The organism is Corallococcus praedator (assembly GCF_003612125.1).
GTDB classification, from domain to species: Bacteria; Myxococcota; Myxococcia; order Myxococcales; family Myxococcaceae; genus Corallococcus; species Corallococcus praedator.
This window is the reverse complement of the sequence record NZ_RAWI01000062.1, coordinates 1-20,869: the sequence shown is the minus strand read 5'-3', so window position 1 is coordinate 20,869 and position 20,869 is coordinate 1. Positions and strand designations below refer to the sequence as shown.

The 20,869-nt window shown below is 70.9% G+C and carries 11 protein-coding genes; 6 read left to right on the top strand and 5 right to left on the bottom strand.

Translation table 11 applies throughout. The features are described 5' to 3' along the window. Positions 1-15: 15 nt before the first annotated feature. The 3 genes from D7Y13_RS11055 to D7Y13_RS11045 all read left to right on the top strand — a co-directional run bounded on the left by D7Y13_RS11055 (position 16) and on the right by D7Y13_RS11045 (position 9,694). The gene (locus D7Y13_RS11055; protein WP_147444306.1) at positions 16-3,276 is read left to right on the top strand and encodes a carboxypeptidase regulatory-like domain-containing protein; all 3,261 of its coding nucleotides are present in this window, start codon (positions 16-18) and stop codon (positions 3,274-3,276) included. Between the two features lie 64 nt (positions 3,277-3,340). Beyond that, positions 3,341-6,343, top strand: a complete 3,003-nt coding sequence (locus D7Y13_RS11050) for a carboxypeptidase-like regulatory domain-containing protein (protein WP_147444305.1) — start codon at positions 3,341-3,343, stop codon at positions 6,341-6,343. Between the two features lie 87 nt (positions 6,344-6,430). Next, positions 6,431-9,694, top strand: a complete 3,264-nt coding sequence (locus D7Y13_RS11045) for an MSCRAMM family protein (RefSeq protein ID WP_120630676.1) — start codon at positions 6,431-6,433, stop codon at positions 9,692-9,694. 26 nt (positions 9,695-9,720) lie between these two features. Here the strand turns inward: D7Y13_RS11045 and D7Y13_RS11040 are convergent, their stop codons facing one another. From D7Y13_RS11040 to D7Y13_RS11020, 5 genes are all read right to left on the bottom strand, one after another. Then, positions 9,721-11,790, bottom strand: a complete 2,070-nt coding sequence (locus D7Y13_RS11040) for a glycoside hydrolase family 71 protein (protein ID WP_158620375.1) — start codon at positions 11,788-11,790, stop codon at positions 9,721-9,723. Positions 11,791-11,986: 196 nt separating this feature from the next. Then, positions 11,987-13,165 carry a lytic polysaccharide monooxygenase gene (locus tag D7Y13_RS11035; RefSeq protein ID WP_120583850.1) on the bottom strand — a complete coding sequence of 393 codons (1,179 nt, stop codon included), beginning with the start codon at positions 13,163-13,165 and terminating at the stop codon, positions 11,987-11,989. 107 nt (positions 13,166-13,272) lie between these two features. Beyond that, on the bottom strand, positions 13,273-14,697 hold the full coding sequence (locus D7Y13_RS11030; RefSeq protein WP_120536609.1) for a DUF1552 domain-containing protein: 1,425 nt from the start codon (positions 14,695-14,697) through the stop codon (positions 13,273-13,275). Then, the gene (locus tag D7Y13_RS11025; protein ID WP_233595578.1) at positions 14,694-16,403 is read right to left on the bottom strand and encodes a DUF1592 domain-containing protein; all 1,710 of its coding nucleotides are present in this window, start codon (positions 16,401-16,403) and stop codon (positions 14,694-14,696) included. The genes D7Y13_RS11030 and D7Y13_RS11025 overlap by 4 nt, the downstream gene beginning before the upstream one ends. Positions 16,404-16,536: 133 nt before the next feature. Continuing rightward, complete coding sequence (locus D7Y13_RS11020) at positions 16,537-18,861, bottom strand: ATP-dependent helicase (RefSeq protein WP_233595577.1); 2,325 nt, start codon at positions 18,859-18,861, stop codon at positions 16,537-16,539. Between the two features lie 142 nt (positions 18,862-19,003). Between D7Y13_RS11020 and D7Y13_RS11015 the strand changes: the two genes are divergently transcribed. The 3 genes from D7Y13_RS11015 (at position 19,004) to D7Y13_RS11005 (ending at position 20,782) form a co-directional block, all read left to right on the top strand. Next, positions 19,004-19,477 (top strand): PaaI family thioesterase, encoded by a 474-nt coding sequence (locus D7Y13_RS11015; protein ID WP_120536607.1) that lies wholly within the window; start codon positions 19,004-19,006, stop codon positions 19,475-19,477. A 125-nt stretch (positions 19,478-19,602) separates the two neighbouring features. Continuing rightward, positions 19,603-20,247 carry an RNA polymerase sigma factor gene (locus D7Y13_RS11010; RefSeq protein WP_120583848.1) on the top strand — a complete coding sequence of 215 codons (645 nt, stop codon included), beginning with the start codon at positions 19,603-19,605 and terminating at the stop codon, positions 20,245-20,247. Then, on the top strand, positions 20,240-20,782 hold the full coding sequence (locus D7Y13_RS11005; protein WP_120536605.1) for a zf-HC2 domain-containing protein: 543 nt from the start codon (positions 20,240-20,242) through the stop codon (positions 20,780-20,782). The genes D7Y13_RS11010 and D7Y13_RS11005 overlap by 8 nt, the downstream gene beginning before the upstream one ends. Positions 20,783-20,869: the final 87 nt, after the last annotated feature.

The window sequence follows — 20,869 nt, the reverse complement described above, 5'->3', positions numbered from 1 at the left end:
TATCCTGGCCGCCGCATGCGCCAGGGGAATCGCCGGTGGGTCTTCATCATCGCGGGCATCGTCGGACTGTTGCTCGTGACGTACTTCCTGCGTGGACACGGAGCCGCCTCGAAGCGGGGGTCCCCTGGCACCACCGCCGGGGCCACTTCGGGCAGCTTCGTCACCGGGCCGCGCGTCACACCCGTGCCCGGCGCGAGCCTGCGCATCACGGGGCTCGTGCGTGATGCCCGGGGCCCAGTCGCCGGGGTGAGCGTGTCCGCGTCGAGTGTGGAGCCGGAGGAGACGCTGTCGGAGCGCTCCTGCCCTCCGACCTACGCGTCCCCGAAGGCCCGGGCCCGACTGACGGATTGCTGGACCGAGGCCCATGAGGAGCTGCTGGATCAGGTGAGCGCTCGGGAGGGAGAGGCGCGCATCCTCGCGGCGGCTACCACGGAGGAGGACGGCACCTTCGTGCTCGACGGGCTGCCGGAGGGCACCGTCACCCTCTGGGCCCTGGGGCCCGAGGGCGCGGCGAAGGTTCACGACGTGGCGGCGGGAAGGCAGGACGTGGTGCTGGCCCTGGAGGACGGGCACGTCTTCGAGGGCATCGTCGTGCAGGACGTGCGCAACCGGGAGCCCCTCGCGGGTGCCCAGGTGACCGTCTTCTCCCATGAGCACACGCGCTTCTTCGACGCGACCAGCGATGCCCGGGGGCGCTTCCGCATCGGGCCGCTTCCCTCGACCCGCTACGCGCTCCTCGCCACCGCCGACGAAAGGAGCCCGCGCATGCTCCGGGACGCCAATCCGCTCGAATCCCAGGTGCTCCTCCTGGAGCGCCCTTCGCGCTACGCGGGCCGGGTGGTGTCCGCGCAAGGCGCTCCCGCGCCCGGGGTCCACGTCCGGATGCTGTCGCCCTGGAACGACATGGCCCGCTACCGCACCACCACGGACGCACAGGGACGCTTCGACTTCAGGGTGGCGGGGACCCATGAGAACAAGCTCTTCGCGCAGACGGCGGCACAGGACGCCTTCGCCACCGTCGACACCGGCCCCCGGGAGGACCTGGTGCTCACGCTCGAACCGGGGGTGCTCCTCCAGGGCACCGTGCGCGACGACGCCGGGCGACCCATCGAAGGTGCGCGGATCAGCGCGGTCCGCATGATGGATGAAGAAGGCCTCTCCGAGACCCAGCGGACCGTCACCGACGCCAGCGGGCACTACCAGTTGGGCCCCCTGCTCGCCGTGCGAACCTACGTGATTGCCCGGGCCGACCGACATCTCATGGAGTCGACCACCATCGATCTGGTCGACGGGGACACGGAGCCGCTCGACTTCACGCTCTCCCGCGCGGTCTCCGTGGAAGGCCTCCTCGTCGATGAAGAGGGCCAGCCGCTCGCCCACAAGGAGCTCCGTCTTCACCAGGGACCGATGACGGATTCTCCAGCAGGGGCCAGGGTGGCCGTGGCCCGCACGGACGATGCCGGACGCTTCACCCTGGATGCGGAGGCAGCGGGCCCCGGATGGCTCGACGTCTACGACTCCGATTTCCTGCCCGGACAGCTCGCGGTCACCATCCCTTCCCAAGAGGTGCGGATGGTGATGCACCGGGGCGCCAGCGTGCCCGTCACCGTGCGCAACGCCGCGGGAGCCCCGCTCGCCGACGTCGAGGTGACGCTCTGGAAGCGCGACGCGCGCAACTGGAGCGAACGCGCGCGGAGGACGGACGAGCAGGGCCGGGCCACGCTCCAGGGCCTGAAGCCCGGCCCCTATGTGGTCGAGGCCGTGAACCCGACGCGCGACGTGGACCAGCGCGCCTCGCGGCCGCTGGACATCGTGGAGGGAGTGAACCCGGAGGTGGCGCTGCGGATGGAGGAAGGGCGCACACTGCGGGGCATCGTCGTGGACACCCGGGGCCAGCCGCTCGCGGGGGCCGCCGTCCGCGCCCATGTCCCGGACGGGGACACGCCCCACTACCGCGCCCGCACCGACGACGACTACGACGTGGATGGCTTGGAGACGAATACGCCCAAGGGCGTCCTCACCGACGACGAAGGCCGCTTCACGCTGCGACACCTGAGGGGGCCCCGCCATGAGCTGTGGGTGGACCTGGAGGACCATCGCGTCGAACCCTCGCGCTGCCAGGGCGTCACCTCGCCCTGGAAGCACACGCTCCGGGTGGGAAGCGACGTGGACGAGGTCCGGCTGGTGCTGCGCCGCATGCCGCACGTCCGGGGCCGCGTGGTCGCGGAAGGCGGCGTGGCGCTCCCCTCCTTCGAGGTGAATGGCATGCGCTCCCGGCTGCCCGACGGAAGGTTCGAGCTGACGGCGGAGGAGCCGGGTGCCTGGAGGCTGCGGGTGGAGGCCCAGGACTTCGCGCCGCTGGAGCGCACCCTCACCCTGGACGACACCGACGTGGACCTGGGCGTCCTCACGCTGACGCGGGGCAGGACGGTGCGCGTGCTGCTGCGCGACGCGGAGACGGGCGCGCCGTTCAACGGACGCGTGCGCGTCGACTCGGGGGCGCAGTTCACCTTGCCCGTCACGTACCGGATCCGCGCGGAAGGCGCGCCCGAAGGCCCGCCCTACCCGGACAGGCACAGGGCCGTGCCGGAGCAGGATGGAACCCTGCGGCTGGAGCACCTGCCCGCCACGGCGTTCACGGTCGAACTGGACGTGCCCCTGTTCCTGCCCCTGAGCAGGTCGGTGGGCGCGCAGGAGGAGACCATCACGGCCTCGCTGGGCCGGGGCGCGCGGGTGTCGGGCCACGTCCGCGACGCGCAGGGCCGCCCCGCCCACGCGACGATCGTCTTCACGCGCCCCGATGGGACCCGGGACGAGCGCCATCCCCCGCCGGGGGACTTCAGCTTCGACTCCGTGGCCCCCGGCCTCTACACGGCGAGCGCCTATCCCGTCGAAGACTCCGACCCGACCTTCTTCCCCAACCGGTCCGTGACCATTCCACCCACCGGAGAGGTCACCCTCACGTTCGACGCGGCGGGTTCCAGCGTCACGCTCGCGCTGCGGACGGTGGGGGACATCGACACCGTCCTCCTGCTTCGAGGCCAGGTGCCCCTGCCCACGAGCGCGAAGGCCGCCGAGCGCCTGGAGATCCTCCAACATCCCTTCAAGCAGTGGGAGGGACTGTCGTTGATCTACCGCCGGGTCCCTGCGGGCCACTACACGCTCCTCGGCCTGAACCGCGCGAAGGACCGGATCCACCGCGAGGAGCTGGACGTGCCCGCCGAAGGCACGCCGTCCCATGACGTGCGCCCGGTGTGGAGCCCTCTTGTCCCCTGAGCGCCGCGGACGTCCTGCCCACGGCGACTGACGATGTGACAGGGCGGCGGCTATCCTGCCTCGCATGGGGAAGCGAACACGGCCGCGCGCGGGGACCTGGGTGACGGTGGGCGTGTTGGCCGTCGTCGCGCTCCTCGCTGGCGTCTTCTGGGGCAGCGGAGCCTCCCGTTCCACCCCTGCGCCCCCTTCATCCACTCCGCCCGCCGCCTCCAAGATGCCTGGCCCGCGCAGGCCGGTCATCACGACCGCGCCCCAGCCTGCTGGAAGCTCGCGCATCACCGGCCGCGTGCGCGATGCCCGGGGTCTGGTCGTGGGCGCGCGCGTCTCCGCGTCACGGCCGGAGCCCTGGCGGACCCTGTCGGAGCTGCCCTGCCCCACCACCGTGGAGGGCCAGGAGAAGCTTCCCGTGGGGCTGCGGGACTGCGGCATCGAGTACCGGCGCATGCTGCTGGAGCTCGTGGGTGCGCGGCTGGGCGAAGCCCCCGTGTTCGCGGAAGCGACGACGGACGCGGAGGGCCGCTTCGTGCTGGAGGGCCTGCCCGAGGGCAGCGTCACGCTCTGGGCCCTGGCGGAGACAGGCGCGGGGGTGCAGCCCCACGTTCCTGTCGGCCGGGAGGGCGTGGAGCTGCAACTGGAGGAGGGGCGCTTCGTGGAAGGCAACGTCACGGCCCAGGACGGGACGACGCCCATTCCCGACGCCCGGGTGACGGTCATCGACCGCGAGCACACGCGCTTCTTCGACGCCGTCGCGGATGCCCAGGGCACCTTCCACCTGGGCCCCCTGCCCTTGGGGCGCTACTCGGTCTTCATCGCCGCGGACGGCTGGGCTTCGCGCTTCATCCAGGACCTGGACCAGGAGGGCCCGCTCGAACCCGTGACGCTCGCCCGCGTGTCCCGGCTCGCGGGCCGCGTGGTGGCCGTGGATGGAAGTCCCGCTGCGGGGCTCCAGGTCCTGCTCGATGGCGACACCGAGCTGGCGACGGAGCAGCTCACCACGACCGACGGGGCCGGCCGGTTCTCCTTCGACGACGTGCCGGAGCTTCCGCATCAGCTCAATGTCGGCACGGTCCAACTGGGCGCGTTCGCCACGCTCACCGTGTCACCGCCCGCGCAGGACGTGGTGCTCCAGCTCCAGGCCGGCGTGTTCGTCGACGGCACCGTGAGCGACGACACCGGCCACCCCATCGCGGGAGCGAAGGTGAGCACCTTCCGGGAGGACGGAGGGCCGGTGTCCGCGGAGGCCACCACCGTGACGAGCGCATCCGGACGCTACCGGCTGGGGCCCGTGCGCTCCGGACCGCACGCGTTCAAGATTGAAGCGGTCCACCACCTGGACATGGAGGTCGCGAACCAGGCACTGGGCCGGGGACAGGGCCCGCTGGACTTCACCCTCGTCCGCGCGGCCTCCGCCGAAGGCACCGTCGTCGATGCGGAGGGCCAACCGCTCGCGGGAATCTCCGTGGGGCTTCACTACTGCGGCGACAGGGGCAGGGGCTGCCCTCCCGAGGACGTCACGCTGACGGACGCGGACGGGCGCTTCGTCCTGGACGCACCGGAAGCGGACTCCGGGTGGATCATCGCCGAGCACGACGCCTTCATTCCCGCTGCGCTCGAGGTCCAGGTCCCCGCCACGTCGCTGAAACTGGTGATGAACCGGGGCGCGTCGGTGTCGGGGCACGTCACGGATGCGCAGGGGCTGCCGGTGCGCCAGGCCTCCATCCGGCTGGTGCGGGAAGAAGAGGCGGCGGATGAAGGCGACGACGTGGAGGGAGCAGGGCCGCGCTACGGCGCGACGGAAGGCTCGGGCACCTTCCTCCTGCAAGGCCTCCGGCCCGGGCACTACGTGCTGGAGGCGACCGTCTCCCGGGAGTGGATGAACGAGCGGGTGTCTCAGCGCATCGAGCTCCAGGAGCGCGAGCAGTTGGACGTGACCCTTCGGCTGGAAGAAGGCCGCACCCTCTCCGGGGTGGCGGTGGATGGCACGGGCCAGCCGCTCGCGGACGTCCTGATCTCCGCGACGACGCCCGAGGACGACGCCGCCTGGGAGCAGTTCGACGAGGGGATCGGGGGCATCCTGGGGCTCGCCGGCATCCGCTCGGGTCCGGACGGCCGCTTCACCCTGCGCCACCTGACGGCCCCTCGCTACGCGCTGGACGCGAGCCTGCAGGACCACACCTTTCGCGCGGAGCGCTCCCAGGGAGGCACCTTCGACGCGGAGGAACAGCTCTTCTGGGCGGAGGCCCAGGCGGAGCAGGTGCGGCTGGTGCTGGCGCGCCACGGCCACCTGAAGGGCCGGCTCGTGGATCCGGACGGCAAGGCTGTCACCACCTTCAGGGCGGTGGGGGATTCGAGCTTCCAGGCCATGGATCCGGTGACCCAGGACGACGGCACCTTCGCCATCCCCGTCACCGGATCCGGCACCCATGCCCTCACGCTGAACGCGCCCGGCTTCGCTCCCCTGAAGCAGACCGCGACCTGGGAGGAAGGCCGGGACGTGGACCTGGGCACGCTGACCCTCCCCCGACCCTGGACGCTGCGGCTCCACCTGCGGGACGAGGAGACCGGAGCCCCCGTCACCCAGACGAAGGGCCTCTACGCGATGCTCCAGGAGCCCGTCACGGGAGGACCCGTCCGCTTCAGGCCCGTGCCCGAACAGCCCGTCTTCCGCGACGGGGTCCACGAGCTGCCGACCCTGCCGCCGCCGCCGTTCACCCTGGACCTGTCCGCCGAGGGCTTCCTGCCCGTCAGCATCGAGGTGCGCTCCCAGGAGCCGCTCACGGTGTCCCTGGATCCCGCGGCGAGGGTGCGGCTGTCGGCACGGGACGCGAACGGACAGCCCGTGCCCGCGCACTTCTTCCTGGCGCCCCAGGACCGACGCCACCGGTCCTACGAAGCCACGGCGCCCGCGGGGAATGCCCTCCTCCGGGGGGTGGAGGCGGGAGAATACCTGCTGAAGACGCGCAAGACCGGCGGACGCAGCGGGAGCACCTTCCCACCCCGGTCGGTGCGGATCCCCGAGCGAGGAGAGGTGGACCTCACCGCCGAGGCCAGCGTGGCGAAGCCCTAGCGGAAACACTGCGTCCGGTCCCGCTGAGACATCGCCGTCCGCTCGCGGGTATCCTCTGGGACGGGACAGCACAACGGGAGGGCGTTGATGCGCGAGGCGAACCGCGGGTGGCTGCCGGGCATCGGGGGCATCATCGGAGTGCTGCTGCTGCTCGCGCTGCTATACGGCTCGCGCGATGCCGCGAACCCGACGTCCCACGCTTCCCCCTCCCCCTCCGCCAGGAAGTCGTTCGCCGGGCCCCGCGCCACGCAGCAGGCGGTGCGCGTGCTCGCTGGAAGCCCGCGCATCACCGGCACCGTGAGCAACGAGCACGGCCCCGTGGCGGGCGTGCGCGTGTCCGCGTCGCGCGCCGAGCCGGGAGAGACGCTGTCGGAGCTGCCCTGCCCCGCCGATGCCACGGCGTCGTCCGGCCCCCGCGAGCGTCCCCTCCAGTGGACGGACTGCGGCCCCCGGCTCATCGGGGAGATCCAGGCGCGGGTCGCCGCACGTGAAGGGGAAGCGCGCGTGCTCGCGGAGACGACCACCGATGAGGACGGCACCTTCGTGCTCGATGGGCTCACCGAGGGCGCCGTCACGCTCTGGGCCCTGGGGGAAGCGGGCGCGGCGAAGCAGCGCGACGTCGCCACGGGAAGTCAGGACGTGGCGTTGCTCCTCGAAGAGGGCGTCGTGTTCAAGGGCGTCGTCCAGATGAAGGGCGATGCGGGTCCCATCGCCGGGGCGCGCGTCACCGTGTTCTCCCGGCAGCACACGCGCTTCTTCGATGCGCTCACCGACGCCAACGGCCAATTCCGCGTGGGCCCCCTGCCCGACACGGCCTACGCCGTCCTCATCACCGCGGAGGGCTGGACCTCCCTCTTCTTCAGGAATGCCCGTGCGCTCGAGTTCGAGGTCCTGTGGCTGGAGCGGCCCGTGCGCGTCACGGGCCGGGTGGTGTCCGCCCAGGGCACTCCCGCGCCAGGGGTCGACGTGATGTTGACCTCGTCGCTGCTGGACCCGGAGCAGCACTTCACCCAGACGGATGCCACGGGACGCTTCACCTTCGAATCCGCGCATCCGCCTCCGCACACGCTCTTCGCCCAGACGCCTTCGCGGGATGCCTTCGCCTCCTTCCAGTCCAAGGAGGATGACCCTCCGGTGGAGCCCGTGCTCCAACTGGAGCCCGCGGTGTTCCTGCAAGGCACCGTGCGGGATGACACGGGGAAGTCCATCGCGGAGGCTCGCGTGACGGCCCGCGCCGACGTCACGGGGGCGATTCCCTCCGGGGAGAGGGTCGCCGTGACCGACGCAGCGGGCCACTACCGGCTGGGCCCCCTGGTGACCGGTCCCCACAGGCTGGCCGTCCAGGCGGCGCACCACCTGGACCTTCCGCGCGATGAACGTCCCATCGACGCACGGATGGGACCGCTCGACTTCACGCTGAAGCGCGCCGTGTCGGTGGAGGGAATCCTCGTCGACACGGAAGGCAGCCCGCTTCCCGGACGGCAGGTGTCGCTGCGCAGGGGCACGGTGTCCCGGCGGGACCACGGTCGGGAGGAAGAGACCGTCACCACGGACGAGGCCGGAGGCTTCGTGGTGGACGCCAGGAGAGAGGGCGAAGGAGCGCTCTTCCTCGAAGAGGATGACCTCGTCACCGAGCAGATTGAGGTGCGCATTCCCTCTCGCGACGTGCGGTTCGTCGTGCGTCGGGGTGGAGAGGTGTCCGGCACCCTCCTGAGCGCGAAGGGAGCGCCCCTGGAGGGCATCGGCGTGTCCCTGTCGAGCACCGGGAAGCTCGACATCGATGGCCGCTACGACACCACGGATGAGCAGGGACGGTTCACGCTGCGGGGCATCCCTTCCGGCCACTTCATGGTGGAAGCGGCCTTCCAGACCGACGCGCTGGAGGAGATCACGACGCAGCCCGTGGAGGTCGTGGAGGGCGAAACCGTGGACGTCACCCTGCGCTTCCCGGAAGGCCGGACGGTGTCCGGCATCGCCGTGGACCCCGCGGGCCATCCCCTGGAAGGGGTCCTGGTCCGAGCCTCCCTCCCCTCCGAGGACATCCCGAGCTGGCGACAGGGGCGCGGGTTCTGCGGGAACAGCCTGCCGGAGGGCGTTCGCACGGACAAGGAGGGCCGCTTCGTCCTGAAACACCTGAGCGCGCCCCGCTACGAGGTGTTCGTGTCGCGCGAGGGCCACGTCTTTGATCCGGTCCGCTCCCAGGGGGGAACGGCCGTGAAGGAGGACTGGCGGATTGGAGCGGAGGCCCGCGAGCTGCGACTGGTGCTCAAGCCCAAAGCCCGCCTCCGGGGCCGGATCGTCGACGAGGGAGGCCAGCCCGTCACGTCCTTCTCGGTGAACGGAAGCGAGGTGACGTCCACGGACGGCACCTTCGCGGAGCCCGTGGAGCCGGACGACGTCCGGAAACTCGTGGTGCGAGCCATGGACTTCGCGCCCCTGGAGCGAGCCCTTACGCCCCCGGACGAAGGCGACCTGGACGTGGGCACCCTCACGCTGTCACGAGGCAGGACCGTGCGGGGCGTGCTGCACGACGCCCGGACGGGGGCCCCGTTCACCGCCCGCGAAGCCACGGCCACCCGCCCGCAGGTCCACGTCCGGATTGAAGGAACAGGGCCGGCGGACTCCCGTCGCGCCCTGGATGCACGCTGGGTGGTCCCGGGCGAGGACGGGATGCTCCTGTTGGAGCGCCTGCCCGCCACCGCCCTCACGCTCCGGCTGGAGGTGGACGGCTACCTGCCACTTCAGCGGACGCTGACGGCGGAAGCGCGGACCTTCACGGACGTGCTGGACCCTGGCGCATCGGTGGAGGTCCAGGTGCGGGACACCCGGGGACAGCCCCTTGCCGCCACCGTCACCTTCGTGGATGCGGAGGGGACTTCACACCTCCACGTGGCGCCTCAGGGGACGGCGCGCGCGCAGGGCCTGCCCCCGGGCCTCTACTGGATGCAGACCGAGCCTGCCGACGACGACCGCGAGGAGCGCTTTCGTCCCCAGCCCCTGCGGATTCCCGCGAGCGGTCCGGTGGTGGTCACGCTCGAAGCCTTGAAGGAAGGCAGCACCCTCCACCTGCGCCTGGAGGATGACATCGATCTCGCCCTGTTGGTTCCAGGCCCGGTGCCCTTCCCGGAGTCCCTCCAGGCCGCGGCCTGGTTGAACCAGAAATCCCATCCCGTGCAGTGGAGGGACGGCCCACCGAAGGTCGCCACGTTCCAACACCTCCCGGCGGGCCGCTACACCCTCTTCGCCATGGGTACGAACGGCGAGCAACTCCACCGCGAGGAATTGGAAGTCTCAGCGACGGGTGAGCACTCGCGCGACGTGCGCGCGGTGTGGCGTCCCATCGGGCCCTGAGGCAAGCGGCCCGACGGGCACTTGGCTCAGGGGAAGAACGCGCTCCGGTCACACGTCAGGCTGCCGCCCGCGCGGTAGAGCAGGTCCTGGTAGACGATGGTGTTGCTGATGGGGGACGCGCTCGTCACCGTGGCCACGGTGACGCCGCCGCGCACCGCCCGGAAGCGCGGCGTGCCCTCCCGCAGGGGGATGCGGAAGGACTGGATGCCCGCGCCCACGTCCTTGCGTTGCACCGTGCCCGCCACCTCGATCTCGAGCGTCGCGGGCGCGGTGAGGAAGGCCAGCAATTCAATCTCGTTGGCGGGCGGCGCTCCGTTCTTCACCTGGTAGACGGCGCGCTGCTTCGTCAGGTCTGGAGACGCGGTGGTCGCCTGGTTCCGGTGGAAGTAATACACCGCGTCCCGGACGATGGCCGGCTGCACGCCCGTCTTGAACCACGCCGTGTAGTAGGCCGTCAGGTCGAACGGCGCCCACTGCGTGCCGCTGGACGGCGAGAACTCCGTGGCCTCCGAATAGTCATTCCAGGTGATGAGCTGCACCCAGTCCGCGCCGCCCGAGATGGCCGCGTCCCACAGCGCCAGCAGCGCCTGGGAGTTGTTCGCCTCCGTGTAGATGAGGTCCTTGGGCCGCGAGTCCTGCACCGCCAGGGGCGCCATCCACTTCAAGCCCATGCCGTGCGCGGTGCCCGGGTTCGTCTTCTGCCCCGCCGCGCCCGACAGCGTGCGCGAGCCCCAGGTGGACGTGCCGTACAGGGGCACCTGCGCCTTCAGGCTCGTCGTCGCCGCCGCCCACGGCGACACGTACACCGGCCACAGCGCGGACGGGATGCCGCGCGCGGCCAGGGCCTGGAGCGTGGAGGCCCACCACTGCGGCGTACGCCGGTCTGCGGCGAACGGCGACAGCAGCAGCCGCCCGTCGTCCAGGTGGTACGTCGCCGGGTGCGCCGCCACCGACGCGATGGAGTCCACGAAGGCGGTTTGCGCCTCCGCGTCCGTGCCCTGGTACGTGGACGTCATGTCCGGCATCAGCACGATGCGGAAGCCCGGGTCCACGGCGCTCGCGGCGTCCAGCAGCTTGAGCAGCCGCGTCCAGTGCGTGCCCTGGTGGTTGAGGATGTCGTAGGTGAAGCCGTCCAGGCCCAGCGCGGAGGCTCTCCGCACCTCCACCTCGAAGTTCGCGCGCTCGAAGTCCACGCCCGCCGCGCGGGGAGGCTGCGCAAGGGGGCGCTGCTTGAGCAGGCCGCCGCAGTAGGCGAACTTGGAGTTCTCCCCCGTGGGCTGCAGGTAGTTGCGCGCGTAGTAGTCGACCGCCGGGTCCTTGTTGTCGAGCGACAGCGGATAGGGCGAGAAGTAGTGCGCGAAGACCTTCTTCGGTGACGCACGCAGCGACGACAGCGAAGGCAGGTCCAGCGCGAAGCACGGCGTGGGCTGGGACGCCACGGTCGCCGTCAGCTCCAGGTCGAAGCCCAGGTCGGAGGAGTTGAGCGTGGACTGGTGCACCTCCACCGCCAGCACGTTGGTGCCCGACACGAGCGAGCCCAGCGCGATGGAGGCGGTCAACCACGCCGTCTCATCCACCCCCGCGATGACCAGGGGCGCCAGCGTCGTGGGCGTCACCGTGCCCGAGGGCAGGTTGGTGCGGAAGACCTCCGTGCCGTTCAGGTACACGATGGCGCCGTCATCCCGCAGCAGCCGCAGCACGCCCGCGCTCACCCGCGACGCGTCCGCCACGGTGAAGCTCTTGCGAAACCACGTCGTCACATGGCGGGCAGAAGCATTGGGGCCGTAGGACACCACGGTCGCCTCGTCCCCGTCGCCGTAGCCCAGCTGCGCGGCCCCCTGCGACCACGCCGCGTCGGCGTACGCCACCGTCTTCCATTGCGCGCCCGGATCCACGCCGGTGTCCCGGTACTTCCACACGCTGCCCGCGGCCACCAGCGTGGTGGAGGTTCCCACCGCCGCCTGCGAGGCCTCGGAGACCCGCGCCTCTGACGGGACGGGCCCGGAGGGCTCGGCGGGACCACAGCCACCGACCAGGGCGACCCACAGCGAAAGACATCCCACGCGAACGGAGGGTGACGACAGCAACGAAGACATGGAGCCTCGGGGGGAGGGGCGAAAAAGACAGACAGGGACCGCCTGCCCTTTATCTTCCCGAGGCATCAGGATGTTTCGGCGGAACCCTGAATCTCCGTTCTTTCCAGTATTGACAGTGTTTTACATCCGATGCGACACGGGCCGCCCTCCCCAGGGGAAGGACGGCCCGAGACGGCTCAAGCGTCAGCGCGACGGACTACCGGACGAAGTCCCACGCATCCGCCCAGGCGATGCCCGTGCCCGGCGCGTAGTAGGACGCCACGCCCTGGCACCAGCCGGAGTACGGGAAGGGCTTGCAGCGGTAGAGGTGCGAATCCGTGCCCTCCACCAGCGTGCCGGCGGTGTAGCTGGAGAGGCCGGCGGGGTACTTGTACTGGGCCGTCGGGCCGCTGCCACCGTCGGAGCCGCCACCGGGCGCCGGCTTCTCGATGTCGACCTGGAACGTGTAGCCCGTCTCCTTCGCGTACACGCGGTTGGCCAGCGCGTCCTGGGCCGGGGTGATGCTGCCCGTCGTCTGGAGCACGCCCACCTGCACGCGGCTGGAGACGGCGTTCACCTGCTGCGCCAGCCGGTAGACCCACGTGGCGGCCGGGGTGGCGGCATCCAGCAGCAGCGGGTAGGACTCCGCGTCGCGGCCCGCGCTGTCGAAGAGGCGGAACGTCACCTTGCTGCCCTTGGCCAGGTCCTCGCGGGCCTGCACCTGGCCCAATTCCTTCCACGACACCGGCGGGGGCGGCGTGTTGCTGAACTTCACGTCGGTGCAGGCGTAGAAGGCCTCCGGGCTGTCCGCGCGCTGCCAGATGGCGAAGATGACGTGCGAGCCCGACTTGCCCGACGGGAAGGGGCAGTTGAGGCGGTAGCGGTTGTTCGTCGCGGACACGTTGGTGACGTTGCAGAAGGGCGCCGCGTCCAGGTCCGACCACTTCAGGGGCAGCGCCGGGTTGTAGCCTTCCTTCGTCGCGAAGAGCTGGAAGTAGCCCGTGGCGTGCACCGCGGTGGCGTGGAAGACGAACTCGAACTTGCCGCTGGCGTCCGGGGTGATGAGCGTGGACGGCCAGTCCGTGCGCGCCAGGTCCAACCCCTTGTGACTCTCATTGGCGGCGCTGCACAGCTTGCCGTCGGGGATGATCTCCCGGTGCCGGCCATTGGCGGCGCCCTGCCGGACACCGTTCCAGTCATACAGCGCCTGCGTGCCACCGGCCTGGACCGCGGCCTTGCAGGCAGCGGATTGGGGACTCTCCGGCCCTTCCTTGAAACAGCCGTACACGCGGCTGATGGGAACTTCCATGGAGCCGTGCGCCGCCGCCAGACTGGCGGACAGCAGGGAGACCACGGCAAGCGACGATGCGAGCGCCTTCTGGATTCCTGCGAACATTCCTACCTCCTTCTGTTCAATCCAGAGGGAGGCGGGGCGGAATCATTTCGGGTCAAAGCCGGGCGCGGAAAAAGACCAGGGTGTCTCTTCCGCGCCCGCTGCGTGTCTCAGGCCACCAGCTCCGTCAGCAGACCCTTCGGCATGGACGGGTCGCCGAAGTCGTCCAGGGGACCGCCCGCCGCGTTGCGCACGCCCACCGCGGTGCCGATGGTGTTGAGCAGCTTGTTGAGGTTGGGATTGCCGCCGCCGGACGCCGTCACCGCCACGCCCTGCTTGAGGTAGCCATTGCAGCTGCCCGCCAGGATGAAGGGGATGTTGTGCGCCGAGTGCGCCGGCCCGTTGCCCAGGTCGTTGAACCAGACGGACACGCCCTGGTCGACCAGCTTCTTGCCATCCGGCAGCGCATAGGCCGCCAACCGGTCCAGCAGGTAGTTGAACGTCTGCGCGAACTGCGCATCCACGCGCGAGTGCAGCACGTCCGAGCCCGCGATGACGCCGCCCGACGCGTCGTGCGACAGCCGGCGGTGGGAGATGAAGTGGAAGTTCTCCATCAACTGCTTCGTCGTCGGGTCCCGGTAGCGCGTGGCGCTGTCGTTGCCGTTGCCCACCTGGATGGCCACCGAGCGCGTGGTGCCGCACGCCACCGCGAGCACCGCGATGTCCATGTGCAACCGCACCGTGGCCAGCACCTCGTCACCGTCCGTGCTGTTGTAGCCGGGCGCCTGCTGCTGCAGCCGCAGCTCCTCGTCCGCGCGGGCGCGGCACGTCAACGCCACCTCCAGGTCGCGCACGTTGGACAGGTGCAGGTCCAGGCGCTCGTGGTCCGTGCGGCTCAGCTCCGGCCGCGACTGGAGCGCCTTGAGCTGTCCGGACACCAGGTCGTTGATGCTCTTCTGGCGCACGAGCATCGCCTCGCGCGCCTCCGGCGTGAGGCCTCCGGGGCCGCCCACCATCGTCTGGTAGGCCACCCACGGGTCATGCAGCGCGGCCCGTCGCGACGCGCTGCCCCGGTGGGAGATGCACGGGCCGCCCAACCAGCCGCCGGCCTGCCCCGCGTAGAGGTAGAGCGAGTCGCGCTTCTGCGGGTTCAGCTCGCGGCCGATGCGGTGGTCCAGCGATTCGCCGGACGCCTCGGAGTCACCACCCACGCCCTCCACGGCGGGGCCGCGCGCGGTGAGGGCCTGGAACGCGCCGCGCGCATGGCCATCCCCGTAGTTGTAGTCCTTCATGTTGATGTTGCGCACCACCAGCAGGCGGGCGCGGTGGTCGGCCAGCTCCACCAGCGACTTGCCCGCGAGCGTCGTCGTGGTGAGGTTGCCCAGCGGCTCCGGCCAGAAGCGCTCCGGCTCGGTGCCGATCTCCGACGTGCTCTGCGCGGAGGCGACACCATCCGCCTGGCGCAGGAAGATGGCGAAGGGCAGCGCCCCGGGCTCCGCCGCCTGGGCCTTGCGGGGCAGGAGCCCCTCCAGCACCGGCAGTCCCAACATGGCCCCACCCAGGCCCTGCAACACGCGTCGACGGCTCAGTTTCACGGCAGCTCCTCCGGGTGGCGGTTCACGAAGCCCACGCCCGTGACGACTTCGACGACCAGGTCCACGACGGACAGCTCCCCCGTCCGCGACAGCTTGCCCAACCGCGACACCAGCGCGGAGTCCTCCGGGGCCGCCGGGCGTCCGCTCAGGTACTCCACCCAGTGGCGCGCGTAGCACTCGTGCACCGCCTGCGTGCTGGCGAGCGTGTCCGACAACTGCACCGCGTCGCGCACGGAGACCTTCTCCCCGCCGATGGACGGCGACGACGTGGCGTCCACCGGGTGCCCGTTGTCCGTGGTGCGGAAGCCGCCCACGGCGTCGAAGTTCTCGAAGGGGAAGCCCAGCGGGTTGATGAGGTTCGAATGGCACGACGCGCACACCGTGCCGGGGGCCTCCGTGTGGGAGGTGACGACCTCGCGGTTGGTGCGGCCATTGGGCGCGGGCAGCGCGGGGATGTTGGCCGGCGGCGCGCCAATCTTCTGGCACAGCAGGTGCTCCGACAGGAACACGCCCCGGTGGATGGGGTCCGGGTCCAACGACGTCGCGTGCGACGCGAGGAAGCCCACCTGCGTGAGCACACCCCGGCGCTGCGTCGCGTCCAGCGTGGCCGGCACGAAGTCCGCGGTGAACGTCCCGGTGAGGCCGTAGATGCGCGCCAGCTCGTCGTTGACGAAGGTGTCGCGCGACGTGAGCAGGTCGGAGAAGCGCCCCTCCCGCTTGAAGACGACGTCCTCCACGAAGAGCGCGTTCTCCTTCGCCGCGGACTCGGACAGCTTCGCGGTGACGGTGGGGAAGCGCGTGGTGTTGGGCCGGATGCTCGCGTAGCGGGGCACGTCGAAGACGACCTGGTGGTAGGCCCCCACCACGCCGCGCGCCCGCGCGTCCTTCAGCATCCGCCGCGCCTGCTCCGCCACGCCCTCGCGCTTCACCAGCGCGCCCTCGCGGGCCGCGGTGAACAGCGCCTCGTCCGGCATGGAGTCCCAGAGCGCGTAGCTCAGCCGCGACGCCACCTCATAGGCATCCAGCGGCACCTTGCCGTCCGTCGCCTGGGTGCTCTTCTCCACGCGGTAGAGGAACAGGGGCGACTGGAGGAAGCCCTCCATCACCAGCCGCAGGCCCGCCTGGAACGGAGCCATGGTCGCGTAGGCCGTGGGGCCCTTGCGGTACAGGACGAGGTAGGACTCCACCTCGGCGGCCGTCAGCGGCCGGCGGTGCGCGCGCAGACCGAAGGACTCCACGAACGCCTTCGCGCGCGCCTCGTCCGTGTTGGTGCCGGGGGGCAAGAGCTTCCCCAGCTTCGTCGCGTCCGTGGCCACCTGCCCGGCCAGGTCCGCCGCCGCGCGCTGGTACGCGCCCCACAGGGCCTCGTCCACCGACAGGGCGCGGGCGTCGTTGTCGAAGAGGAAGCCGCTCTGGGACGGATCCGCGCGGAAGCCCTGCGCCAGCGCCGTGGGCGCCGCGTCCAGCTTCAAGAGCTCCTTCACGCTGGCCACCCACTGCGGGTGCGTCAGCCGAGCGACGCGCACCGACCGCGCCGGCTGCTCCACCCCCGCGGGCGGATTGTTCGTACCGCCCGGGCCCGGATTGCCGCCCGGCCCGGGGCCACCGGGCTTCGCCGCATCCAGGATCTGGCCTTCACAGGCCCCCAGCAGTCCTACGGAGACGGCCAGCAGCGCCGGACTCCACCATCGTCGTCTTCGCGCCATCGAGCGAGCGCCTCCGTTCATTGGTGCTCATCCCAATGAGGAGACGTTCGAAAGTCAATCCGTACACCGGACAAACCCGACAGCCCCGTCACGTCGACATTGAAAACAAATGTCAACACCGCATGCGGGGCAGCTAACCGGGGATGAGGAAGCGCGCGATGACGCGCTTGAGGCCCACATCTCCGCCGAACTCCACCGTCACCTTGGCGTTGGGGCCGCTGCCATCCGTGGAGATGATCCGCCCGGATCCGAACTGCTCATGGCGCACGCGCATGCCGCGCACGTCGCCGCTCACGGCCTCCATGTCGGAGGCCTGCGAATAGCTGTGGTCCACGCGCGGGCCGGTTTCGTCCTCGTCCCACGCGCGACGGCGCGGGGCCATGGCGGCGGGGCGCGGCGGCGGGGGCAGGTCGTTCTCCTTGAAGCCGAACAGCGCCTGCGGCACGTCCGCCAGGAAGCGGCTGGGCGGGTTGTACTTGAGCTCACCGAAGAGGGAGCGGCACTGCGCAAGGCTCACGAAGAGCCGCTTGCGAGCGCGGGTGAAGCCCACGTAGCAGAGCCTGCGCTCCTCGGCCATCTCCTCGCCGCTGTCCGGTTCGGCGCTCTTGAGCGCGCGCGAGTGCGGGAAGACGCCGTCCTCCATGCCGGTGAGGAACACCGCGTCGAACTCCAGGCCCTTGGCCGCGTGCAGCGTCATCAGCGCCACCCGCCCGTCGCCCACCTCCGCGTCCGCGTCGCCCACCAGGCTGATCTGCTCCAGGAACGCCTGCAAAGAGGGCACGTCCGCGGTGAGGGGCGCGGAGTCCACGCCCTCCGGCGCAGCCTCCTCGCGCGCTTCAATCGCCATGGCCATCGCCACGGAGTCGGAGGCGCGCTTCAGGTCGAACTCCTGCGCGGCGCCCAACAGTTCGCGAAGGTTCTCCGCCCGGGTGGTGGACTCCTCGCTGCCGTCGGCGACGAGGGTCTCCACGAGCTTCGTCTCCTTGAGCATCTGGTCCACCGCGCCTGCCGCGTCCTTCGCCGTCTGGGCGAACGCGTTGAGCGACACCAGGAGCTGGTGGAAGCCGCCCAGCCGCTTCTGCGCCGCGCTGTTGAGGGCGGGGATGCGCTGGCGCTCGGCCAGGGCCTCGAAGAGGCTCAGGCCCTCCTGGACGGCGAAGTCCTTCAGCCGCTCCTCGGTGGTGCCGCCAATGCCGCGCGCCGGGACGTTGAGCACGCGCTCCAGGTCCGCGTCCGAGCGCGGGTTCACCATCAGCCGCAGGTACGCGGCCGCGTCGCGCACCTCCGCGCGGTCATAGAAGCTGCGCCCGCTCACCAGCGTGTACGGCACGCGCGCCAGCCGCAGCGCCTCTTCCAGCACGCGGCTCTGCGCGTTGGTCCGGTAGAACACCGCCATGCTGGCGAACTTGATGAAGCCCTCGCGCTGGAGGGCGAGGATGCGCCGGGCGACCTCCTGCCCTTCCGCCCGTTCATCGCGGTGGAGCATCAGCTCCAGGTTTTCGCCCTTGGGCCGCTCGCTCCAGAGCTTCTTCTCCAGCCGGCGCGAGTTCTTGGAGATGACCTCGTGCGCGGCGGTGAGGATGTTCTGGTCGGAGCGGTAGTTCTGCTCCAGGCGCACCACCCGGGCGCCCGGGTACTGCTTGGGGAACTCCAGGATGTTCTGCACGTCCGCGCCGCGCCAGCGGTAGATGGACTGGTCGTCGTCACCCACCACCACCAGGTTCGAGGACGGCGGCGGGGCCAGCTGCCGCAAGAGCGCGTACTGCACGGGGTTCGTGTCCTGGAACTCGTCCACCAGCACGTGCGTGAAGCGCGTGCGGTAGCGCTCCAGCACGTCCGGCCGGTCGTGGAAGAGCTTCACCAGCAGCAGCAGCAGGTCCCCGAAGTCCACCGCGTTCGCCGCGCGCAAGAGGCGCTGGTAGGCCCGGTACACGCGCTGCACGGTGGCGCCCTTCACGTCATCCGGCCCCGAAAGGCGCATGTCGTCCGGCAGGCGCGCGGCGTTCTTCTCCTGGTCGATGCGGTTCAGGATTTCGCGCGGCTGCATCATGGATTCGATGCCGGCGTCGCGCATGGCGCGCTTGACGACGTTGAGCTGATCTCCATCGTCGTAGATGACGAACGACCTAGTCAGCTCCACGTGCTCCGCCTCGCGGCGGAGGATCATCGCGGAGGCCGAGTGGAACGTGCTCACCACCAGCTCGTTCGCCTGCGCGCCCATCAGGGCGAAGAGGCGGTCGCGCATCTCGCGCGCGGCCTTGTTGGTGAACGTGACGGCCAGGATGCGCCAGGGGAAGACGTGGCGCACCTTCACCAGGTGGGCGACCCGGCGGGTGATGACGCGCGTCTTGCCGCTGCCGGCGCCCGACAGCACCAGGAGCGGGCCGTCGCCATGGAGCACGGCGTCCGCCTGGGGCGGATTGAGGTCTTCGAGGAGGGCGGATTCGTGCGGGTTCACGGGAGTTTCCACGGACGGAAGAACCCCGTCTTCTAACGTCTTTCGCCCGCCCGTGTGGGGTCTTCCGCCGCCCCCGCCGCACGCCGGGCCGTCCGCTCCCAGGACGGGCAGGAAGCGTGGGATATAAGGAGGGGAGCCCCCCATGTCCGACACCCTTTCGTCCCCCCCTTCCCAGGCCCAGTTGGACCGCTTCGCGGAAGGCTTCAACCAGAGTCTCACCCTGCGTCACTTCGGCGCCCGGATGTCCTTTCCGGAAGGCCGCAAGGTCGTCGTCACCCTCCCGGAAGTGAAGCCCGAACACCGGGGCGGCCTGGGCACCTCCGCCGTCAACGGCGGCATGCTCGCGGCCCTGTTCGACCTGGCCATCGGGTGCACCCCGGCGCTCCGGGACCCCACCCGCCGCTGCGCCACCATGCAGCTGTCCATGAGCTTCGAGCGCCCCGCCACCGGCGACAGCCTCCACGTGGAGGCCGTCATCGACCACGGCGGGCCCACCACCGTCTTCGCGTCCGCCCGCCTGCTCGACAGCGAGGGACGGGTGTGCGCCCGCTGCCAGGGCGTCGTGCGCGTCTCCACCAAACCCTGGGCCGCGGGCGACAGCCCCGCCACGAACTGACATCCCCCTACCCCGCGCCACCCTTGCCCTCCTTCGTCGATATGTCCGACCTGGATGCGCGTTTCTCCGAGGCACCGGGGCACACTGCGTCCCCGGCGGACCGACGTGCGCCACGGGAAGACGGCATGGATGCAGCCGTACAGGGCTTTGGGATGACGACGCTCCAGTCGCGTCAGGAGACAGACGGGGCCCTCAGGCCCGGGGCCGCTCCGGATGAGGAGGCCCTGTCTCGACGCGCGCTGGCCGGGGAGCGGGGGGCGTGGGACGTGCTCATCGCGCGGCACCAGCGCCGGGTGGTGGTGTCGCTGCTCGCCCGGGGCATCCGGGTGGACCGCGCCCAGGAGCTGGCCCAGGAGACCTGGGCCCGCCTCATCCAGCAACAGCAGCGGGGACTGCTCACGGAGCTGCGCCTGCCCCACCTCGCGCTCGCCCAGGCCTCCTTCCTGGCCGCCGACGACGCCCGACGCACGCGGCGTGAATCGGTGGACAGCACGGTGGAGGACCTGCCGGAGCGCCAGCAGCCGGTGGACCCCTCGCAGTCCGCGGAACGGCGCCTGCTCTCCGAGGAGCAGCTCACCCGGGCCCGCGACGCGCTCGCCCAGGTGTCCCCGGGCGCGCGCAACGTCTTCCTCCTGGCCTGTGACGGCCAGGGGCTCCCCCATTCCGAGGTCGCCACCCGCGTGGGATTGTCCGTCCAGCGCGTGCGACAGATTCTGTGCGAGGTCCGCAAGAAGTTGCGCACCGCGCTCGAAGAGGAAACCCATGTCTAGGCTCACGCCCCACCTCACCCGCGACCGCACGGAGCAATACCTGCTGGGCGCGCTGCCGCCGGACGCCGCGGCGGAGCTGGAGGCCCACACCCTCACGTGCGACGCGTGCGCGCGCCTGCTCCAGGAGGAGGCCCTCCTGGATGAACAGCTCTACGAGGTCGCCGCCGCCGCGTCCCGCGAGGCCGTCGTGCTCCGCCCCGCGCGCTGGCACCGCCCCGCCGCCGCGGCGGCCGCCCTGCTGGCGGTGGCCGCCTCCGTGTTCCTGATGCTGCGCCCCACGCAAGGCCCCGGGGAGGGCCCTGTCCCCGTCCCCCCGGTCGCCATGGTGCGGGAGGCTCCCCAGGAAGACGACGCGGAGCCCCTGGACATCATGGTGGCGTGCCCGGACCTGGCGACCCAGGAGCACTGCCTGCGCTCCGCCAGCGCGCGAGGCCTGCTCGTCTACCACCCCGGCGGCATGGGCGAGGTCCCCCGCTACGACGCGTCCACGCGCCTGCCCGACGTCGCGCTGAGCTCGCGGCCGGCGGCCCTGTGAGGATCGCGATGAGTCCGAGAACCCGCATCCTCGGTCTGCTCCTGTCGGGGTGGGCGTCGCTCGTGAACGCCCAGACCCCCGCCTGTC

Excerpts from the sequence above, each read along its gene's own strand:
- D7Y13_RS11050 (WP_147444305.1), top strand. The coding sequence starts at position 3,341 with ATGGGGAAGCGAACACGGCCGCGCGCGGGGACCTGGGTGACGGTGGGC.
- D7Y13_RS11040 (WP_158620375.1), bottom strand. The coding sequence starts at position 11,790 with ATGTCTTCGTTGCTGTCGTCACCCTCCGTTCGCGTGGGATGTCTTTCG.
- D7Y13_RS11035 (WP_120583850.1), bottom strand. The coding sequence starts at position 13,165 with ATGTTCGCAGGAATCCAGAAGGCGCTCGCATCGTCGCTTGCCGTGGTC.
- D7Y13_RS11015 (WP_120536607.1), top strand. The coding sequence starts at position 19,004 with ATGTCCGACACCCTTTCGTCCCCCCCTTCCCAGGCCCAGTTGGACCGC.
- D7Y13_RS11045 (WP_120630676.1), top strand. The coding sequence starts at position 6,431 with ATGCGCGAGGCGAACCGCGGGTGGCTGCCGGGCATCGGGGGCATCATC.
- D7Y13_RS11025 (WP_233595578.1), bottom strand. The coding sequence starts at position 16,403 with ATGGCGCGAAGACGACGATGGTGGAGTCCGGCGCTGCTGGCCGTCTCC.
- D7Y13_RS11010 (WP_120583848.1), top strand. The coding sequence starts at position 19,603 with ATGGATGCAGCCGTACAGGGCTTTGGGATGACGACGCTCCAGTCGCGT.
- D7Y13_RS11005 (WP_120536605.1), top strand. The coding sequence starts at position 20,240 with ATGTCTAGGCTCACGCCCCACCTCACCCGCGACCGCACGGAGCAATAC.
- D7Y13_RS11055 (WP_147444306.1), top strand. The coding sequence starts at position 16 with ATGCGCCAGGGGAATCGCCGGTGGGTCTTCATCATCGCGGGCATCGTC.